Genomic DNA, 7,364 nt, shown 5'->3' on the forward strand with positions numbered 1-7,364 from the left:
CGGAAGTGGCGGACTGCGGCGGGTCAGTAGCACTGCCGAGGAGATGAGTAAGTCCATTCGGGGGCTGCGGATCGCTCCGACAACCGCGGGCTCGGCCGCCGGTGAATTCTACGAGGCGAGCTGGAGCTATCGGACAGCCGCGGGAAAGCCGTGATTACGCGCAGCAAGAACCGGTTAATCATCGGGAGCGCCACATCTTCCCACCCGAGCGCTGCCTGACAGAAAACATCGTCGACACGAAGTTTGACTCTGGATTGTCCTGGTCCAGAACGCCACGGATGATCCCCATGCGCGTTTCGAACGGGAGCTGCGCCACGGACTCATCCGCTGCGCTGGTTCTCCCACACCACAAAGAAGACCCTCTCGTCGATCTGCAGCTGGTACCACACGCTATAGCCGGTGAGGTCAGCGCCGTCTGCGACGAGAAAGAAATCGGTCTGCCCAATCGGAGCCACTGACTCGCCCCGCCCGGTCATTGTTTTGGCGACCTGCGTCGCTTGGTCGATAAGGTATCGGGAAATCCCGAACCTCCTTTTGCCCGCCGATTCTCTATGCATAGACGATCTGCGACAAGGGAAAATCGGCACTCCTGATTGCGGTCATCAATGCGCGTACTCATGCACCAATTGCACCGGCGATTGCAAACCGTAACGGGACCGGCGCATCCCGCTTCCACAATCCTCCCGCCTACACCCACATGCGTGGCGGATCAGCGGGCAAGTCCGAGTTCCTCCAGCAGGTGGGCCAAGCCACCCATCCACACGCCGCGCCGGATCTGGATCGGCTCGGCGGCGAGGTTGACCACGTATCCGCGCGCCAGGCCGAGGTCGCGCATGCAGGTCTCCAAACCGCGTAGGTCGGGGACGGAGACGCCCAGCTTGATCTCGATCGGGATGATCGCGTCGCGCAGGCAAAGGATCAGGTCCACCTCCGCCCCCGTGTGGGTGCGGTAGAAGAACGCCTGCACTCCGGGGTCACGAAGGTGGGCATGCAAGAGGATTTGCTCGATGCTGAACGTTTCGAAGCTGGCGCCGGCTTTCGGATGGGCGAGCAGTGCTCTCTTCGAAAAGGGGATGCCCAGCAGCGCGTGCAACAAGCCGGTGTCCCGCACGTAGATCTTCGGGCTCTTCACCAAGCGCTTACGGATGACGCCGCGTACGGCGCGAGGCGGCGGATCGGGAACGTGCCCTCGAAGATGTCGAGGAAGTGCGCCACCGAGTGGTAGTTGACACCCAGAGAGCCGCCCAACTCGGAGAGGTTGCAGATTCCGCCCTGCGCGTGCGCCACCATGGTCAGGAGCGTGCGAAGCCGCAGGCTGGAGATCCGAAAGCCGAGCTGTGGGATGTCCTGCTCCAAGGTCGTGCGAAGATAGGATGGATACCACTCCTCGGGCCGGGCCCGTGGCCGACCCCAGTGGATGCGGGGAAAGGCGCCTTGAATCCACAAGCTCTCCGCGTCGTGCTCAGCAACCGAGATCCCTGCGAGCTCAAAAACACCAACCCGCCCGGTGAGCGACTCGGAGACACCCTTCAACAAGCCTGGCGAGGCAGATCCAAGCAGTACGACCCGCCGGCGCGGCTCGCGGTCGAGGAGGCTGCGAAGGACCGGGACGAGACCCGGCAAGCGTTGCGCCTCGTCGATGACCAACCGAGGGGCGTGGGAGATGAAGAACTGCGGGTCGCCGCTGACGCGGGCGAAGTCGTTCGGATCCTCGAGGTCCGCGTACGTGTAGTCGGGGAAGGCGAGATGGGCAAGCGTCGACTTGCCGATCTGCCGCGCCCCGAGGCTCGCCAGGGCCGGGAACCGCCGGCTCAGTGCGCGGACCCGACCCTCGGCTATACGCGCCATGCCACGTTGGAAAATTAGATGCCAATCCTCTGATTTTCAAACGCCCCGACCCTGAGGCTAGCGCCACATTGGTCGTTGCACGACAGTTACCCCCGATCTGTGACCTGCAGGCGCGCCGTCCGGGCCGCGTTCCGCTCCTGCACTCCATCTCCGCGAGCGTCGCCATGGCGCGGCAGGACGGCGCGGCGGGGATCTTCACGGCGTGCCGCCCAATGCGCGGATGCGATCTCGGACCTCGACAGAATCTGGTTGGAACCGCAGCGCTTCGCGGTACATGTACATTGCGCCGTCTCGATCACCTCGCTCCCGGAGCATGTCTCCCAAGCCCAAGGTGAGGCGTGGTTCGATCCGAGCGGCCTCTCGATACTCGCCCATAGCGTCTTCAATGCCACCCTTTGCCCCAAGTGCCTCGCCCAAGCCCAGGTGCGCGCTGATGGCTTGATCCGTGTCCGGTTGAAGGCGTAGCGCAGCGCGGAATTCACGGATGGCGCCGTCGTGATCCCCCTTGTTAAGAAGCGCCCCCCCGATCCCGAGGTACGCCTTAGCGTCGTCTGGTTTGAGCCGCAGTATCTCACGGTACTCATGGATCGCGGCGTCGTAGTCGTGCTTGCGGGACAGCGTAATAGCAAGAAGAGAGCGCAGGGGTAATTCTCCCGGTTTAAGCCGCACCGCGGCGCGAAATTCACGGATGGCGCCGTCAACGTCGCCTACCTCGTTGAGCGCAAGGGCAAGACCATAGTGAGCCCAGACGAAGTCCGGGTTCGTGCGAATCAAGTCCTGGTAGGCACGGATAGCACCAGCGTAGTCACCCTCTTCGGTGGCCAAATACGCGATCTGATAGCGTGCGTCAGCATTTTGCGGATCAGCATCCAAAACGCGATCGAGGAGGCGGCGTGCTTCCTGTCGGCCAGCTTGGGATGATGAACCGGTCTTACGCGACCCTCCGGGGCCGGCAAGGGCCGTCCACGCTTGGCTCAGCAGGCTTCGAACATCGACCGCATCAAGAGTCCTTCTCCGCTCGGCCCCCAGCGTTTGGGCTTCCTCTTTGGTTCTGGCCTGTTCCAGTGCCCGGTTCTGCTCTTGCACCTGCCTTCGGAGGTGATCGATTTCCTTGCGCAAGGTCTCGAGTTGCATGCTGGCCGCCGCGTTCTTTTTCACTGCCGCCACTTGCCTGGGTACCTCTGTCGCGTCGATCTCGCAGGCGACATCGACGTGTACGACGAGCGTTTCACCGTCCATGGAGCTGTACGTCTTGGTCTCGGTCACCTTGACGAGGCCTGCCGTGTAGGCGCGTATCTCATCGCGGCTCAACCGCATGTCGCGCACCTCGGTTATACTCTCGACGTACGTACCCACCTGCTCCAAAGCGAGCCGCTTGGCATCGAGCAGGGCCAAACGCTTGGCGTCGGCACGCGTGTCGTTATCCCCCATCCGGTACTCGCCGGTGGCGCGGATGGTGCGCGTCTCGGCAAGCGCGATCCCTGTCAGCAGGCCAAGCAACGAGAGGCCGGCCATACAGGAAGCGGCAAGGCCGGTCGGATAGGCGCGACGCGTGCGCGTAGTGGCCGCGGCACGCCGAAAAGGCCGCACACGCTCATCCGGGCGCGACAAATCCCCAACCCGTGAACGAAGCGGAGACCACGCTGGCGGCTCTTGCCTCACACGCCCCTCGCAGAGTCGTGACGCGATAGCATCAGGAAGATAATTGCGCAAGCGGAACCGGGCTCCAATGGGCTCCGAGTTGGCTTGCGCTGGCATCGGACTCGGAGTCTGCCTCACGTTCAACAGCGTCGTCGACCTGGACGTATGTGTACGTTTCGGCATCCAGCGTTCCCACCACCTTGCCCGTCACGCTCACCGTGCTTTCTCAGTGAGTGAACAAGGTGACGTCCGCGCCGCGGTAGTAGAACGCCAGGATCTCGGCCGCGTCCTTGCCCTTGTCGGCCATGTCCTTCGCGCCCCATTGCGACGCCGTGGCCGAAGCCACCTCGATGTGCGATCGATACACTACGTAACTGGGGACTTTCACCCGAGCGGGTTGTGCCATCGCAGTCGGGGAAGCGTTCGAAGTCGCCGTCGTTGGAGTGCAGCTCGCACTGATGCTCGATGGCCAACGCAGCGAGGTGCGTATCGGTCGTCAAGCTGCCGGGGACGCCCGTGGCGGCGAACAGGCTTACCACGATCGAGAGGTGGCGTCCTCCCGGTTCGAGGATATGCACATGCGGTCACGCGAGCCACCCTCGTACTCGTTCGAGCGCCTCCAAGGGCGCCAGCGGATCGCAAAACGCGGCGGGATGCGTGGCGAGCCGGCTGAAGCCGAACGAGACCGCCCACGGAATCGCGACGGCGCTCTCGTTCGACATCAGGCCTTCCCACCACGCACGGGCCGCTGCGTGTCGCGGGAGCGCCTCATTGTGGGCATAGAGGAGCAGGTTGATGTCGGGCAGGATCATCGCGTGCGCATGTGCTCGAAGTGCTACGCATCCAGCTCATCCGCCAACTGATTCAGTTTGGGTGGGTCGATCCCGGCGCGCAGCGGGCTTCGAAAGGTGTGGACCTGAAACGGCTTAGCGGCTCGCCGGCGAGGCGTCATCGGCCGCCCCGCGCCTACTCACTACTCGGTGATGGGCTACATCCTCGAGCCGACGAAGCTGGTCGAGAAGACGGCGCCGGCCATCGCCGAGCGCCAGCGCCGCAATCGCATCCGCTTCTGAGCAAGTGAACCACAGCCGAGTGCGGCGCTCACATCGACTTGGTAGCCGTCGGCGAGATCGGTCCGCCCCAGCGTCTTGAACCCGCCCGCGGAGCCTGGTTGTTTTGCTCGCTCGGTTCGGTAGGTCGGTAGTCAAGATATGACCCCACGCCCCTCAGTGATGGCAGCGATGGAGAGGTGCAAAGCTCGAATGCCCAAACGGAAGCACGCGGAGTTGACGAACTGGGCGCGACCGGCGGAGTTGCGCAAGGCCGCCGGCTTCACCCAGGAGGAGCTGGCCGCCGAGATCGGTGTGTCCCGTCCGCACACTCCTCCACCGCCGTTTTCGTTTCGCCGTTTCGTGCTGTCGTGATCTTCTGCGCCTCCGACCAGTCCGCGCAATCACGGCACTCACGACGCTACAAAAGCACCAAGATCGGCTTGACTGGCCCGCTGGAAAGCCAGTTGTCGCGCAGAGTGCATGCTCGCCGGAAGTACACGGTCCCTCTTGAGTGCGCGTGCGGCTCCGTCCGGCTGTTGCAATCCAGGGAATCTGATACACGATGCCCATGAGTTCTGGCGACATCCTGCGCGACTTGCGCGCCCGCACCGGTAAGGCGGTCGCTCACTACTGGAAGACTCGGGCGGGACAGAGAGATAAGCAGCGCCAGACCGGCAAAGCCGATCAGGGACTGCGCAGCGCCGTGACGGGCGGCGCCCAGATGGACGGGTTCATCGACCTGTTCACGGACTTGATAACGGCGGCAGGGATTCCCGTGCGCTTTGTCTTCAGAAAGAAAGCCGTCGAATTGCCGGGCTTCTTCCGTCCCACCTAAGGAGTGGGACTTGCTGGTTGTACGCGAGAACACGTTGCTCGCCGCGATCGAGGCGAAGTCTCAGGTCGGCCCGTCGTTCGGCAACAACTTCAACAACCGAACGGAAGAGGCAATGGGAAGCGCTCTCGACCTGTGGACGGCCTACCGCGAACGTGCCTACCTTGAGAGCCCTCAGCCTTTCTTGGGGTACTTCTTCATGCTGGAAGACTGTGACGCCTCCAATCGTCCGGTCAAAGTGCAGGAGCCGCACTTCAAGGTCTTTCCCGAATTCGTCGGAGCTTCGTACATGCGCCGATATGAGGTCTTCTGCCGGAAGCTCGTGCTGGAACGCCATTACACGGCGGCCGCGTTTGTTTCGTCGACGGCGGACGGCGGAATTCACGGGCGCTTCTCGATGCCTGCGGAGGATCTATCCGTTGAGCGCTTCGCCCGGACACTCACGGGTCACTTGGCTGCCTGCGCGTGAACACATGGAGAGAACGGTTCACAGATTGATAAACGGCGACGCGCGAGAACTTGCCCACCTGGGCGACGCTTCGGTTCATCTTGTCGTCACGTCGCCCCCCTATTGGAATCTGAAACGATATAACGAAAACCCGGACCAACTCGGCCATATTCAGGATTATGAGGCGTTTCTCTTTGAGCTGGAGAAAGTCTGGCGGCATGTTTACCGAATCCTGGTTCCCGGAGGGCGGCTGGTTTGCGTGGTCGGCGATGTCTGCGTCGCACGTCGTGATTTTGGACGTCATCTTGTGTTTCCCTTGCACGCCGACATTTGCGTCATCTGCCGAAGGATCGGCTTCGACAACCTGAACCCCATCATCTGGCACAAGATCGCCAACGCTTCCTACGAGGTCGAAAACGGACCGAAGTTTTTGGGCAAGCCCTACGAGCCAAACGCCATCATCAAGAACGACATGGAGTTCATCCTGATGCAGCGAAAGCCGGGCGGCTACCGGAAGCCGAGCAATCGGCAGCGCGACGCGAGCCGGATCGAAAAGGGCGCCTTCGACCGCTGGTTTCAGCAGATCTGGAACGTGACGGGAGCATCGACGAAGCAACACCCCGCTCCGTTCCCGTTGGAACTGGCCACCCGCCTTGTGCGCATGTTCTCCTTCACCGAGGACACCGTTCTGGACCCTTTCTGCGGATCGGGCACGACGATGGTCGCGGCGCTGCGGACCGGACGAAACAGCATCGGGATCGAGATCGATCCGGAATACTGCCGCCTAGCTGCCCGGTATCTCAAAGCAGAGACGGCAGACCTGTTTGCGACGGCGGAGCTTCGGTTTGAGAAAGCACCCACGGAAACCACCGCCCTGGTGAAGGAAGACCATGCCCTCTACGAAGTCCGGCCAGCCAAGAAGAAACTCGAATAGACAGATGGCGATGATCGCCTCGTGCCTAAGTAGTTGAGGGTGACCGGATGGCTATCGACTCGTACCGCTTCCTCGATTTCGCGACGCGGCAGATCATGAAGGCTTGGGCCGCGCGGCAGGAGCCGGGCGTGATCCCGTTCACGCCGTTGGCGAAGCCGCTGCACGAGTGCACCGTGGCGCTCGTCTCGACCGCCGGCGTGGCGCGCCACGACGACCGGCCGTTCGATCAGGACGGCGAGCGGCGTAACCCCTGGTGGGGCGACCCGAGCTTCCGCGTGATTCCGCTCGGCACGACGGAGAAGGACGTCCGGCTGTACCACATGCACATCGACCCGCGCTTCGGCGAGGCCGACCTCGATGTCGTGCTGCCGATGCGGCGGTTGGCCGAGCTCGCCGGCGAGGGCGTCATCGGCCGCCCCGCGCCTACTCACTACTCGGTGATGGGCTACATCCTCGAGCCGACGGAGCTGGTCGAGAAGACGGCGCCGGCCATCGCCGAGCGCATGCGCGCCGAGCGGGTCGACGCGGCGGCGTTGGTGCCTGCCTGACCGTTCTGCTGCCGGTCCGTGGGACTGGTCCAACGGGTTCTGGAAGCGAGCGGCATCTCGA

Annotated in this window: 8 protein-coding genes and 1 pseudogene; 4 read left to right on the top strand and 5 right to left on the bottom strand. The window is 63.0% G+C overall.

Annotated features, from left to right (window positions below; all coding sequences use genetic code 11):
• Positions 1–709 precede the first annotated feature (709 nt).
• The 5 genes from HY699_06040 to HY699_06060 form a co-directional block, all read right to left on the bottom strand.
• The gene (locus tag HY699_06040) at positions 710–1,132 is read right to left on the bottom strand and encodes a DUF4143 domain-containing protein (GenBank protein ID MBI4515361.1); all 423 of its coding nucleotides are present in this window, start codon (positions 1,130–1,132) and stop codon (positions 710–712) included.
• Complete coding sequence (locus HY699_06045; GenBank protein ID MBI4515362.1) at positions 1,129–1,848, bottom strand: ATP-binding protein; 720 nt, start codon at positions 1,846–1,848, stop codon at positions 1,129–1,131. Before HY699_06045 ends, HY699_06040 begins: the two co-directional genes overlap by 4 nt.
• Before the next feature lie 195 nt (positions 1,849–2,043).
• Positions 2,044–3,363, bottom strand: coding sequence for a tetratricopeptide repeat protein (locus HY699_06050; protein ID MBI4515363.1), 1,320 nt, complete (start codon positions 3,361–3,363; stop codon positions 2,044–2,046).
• Between the two features lie 352 nt (positions 3,364–3,715).
• Positions 3,716–3,856 (bottom strand): hypothetical protein, encoded by a 141-nt coding sequence (locus HY699_06055; protein ID MBI4515364.1) that lies wholly within the window; start codon positions 3,854–3,856, stop codon positions 3,716–3,718.
• 217 nt (positions 3,857–4,073) lie between these two features.
• Positions 4,074–4,301, bottom strand: a complete 228-nt coding sequence (locus tag HY699_06060) for a hypothetical protein (GenBank protein MBI4515365.1) — start codon at positions 4,299–4,301, stop codon at positions 4,074–4,076.
• Positions 4,302–4,751: 450 nt separating this feature from the next.
• Here HY699_06060 and HY699_06065 point away from each other — a divergent pair, with 450 nt between their 5' ends.
• The 4 genes and pseudogenes from HY699_06065 (at position 4,752) to HY699_06080 (ending at position 7,303) form a co-directional block, all read left to right on the top strand.
• Complete coding sequence (locus tag HY699_06065) at positions 4,752–4,913, top strand: helix-turn-helix transcriptional regulator (protein MBI4515366.1); 162 nt, start codon at positions 4,752–4,754, stop codon at positions 4,911–4,913.
• Between the two features lie 196 nt (positions 4,914–5,109).
• Positions 5,110–5,842, top strand: a pseudogene (locus HY699_06070) (PaeR7I family type II restriction endonuclease).
• A 4-nt stretch (positions 5,843–5,846) separates the two neighbouring features.
• Entirely contained in the window at positions 5,847–6,755 is a 909-nt protein-coding gene (locus HY699_06075; GenBank protein ID MBI4515367.1) for a site-specific DNA-methyltransferase, read from the top strand.
• A gap of 47 nt (positions 6,756–6,802) precedes the next feature.
• Complete coding sequence (locus HY699_06080) at positions 6,803–7,303, top strand: hypothetical protein (GenBank protein MBI4515368.1); 501 nt, start codon at positions 6,803–6,805, stop codon at positions 7,301–7,303.
• Positions 7,304–7,364: the final 61 nt, after the last annotated feature.

Source organism: Deltaproteobacteria bacterium, from assembly GCA_016210005.1.
Lineage (GTDB): Bacteria > Desulfobacterota > Binatia > HRBIN30 > JACQVA1 > JACQVA1.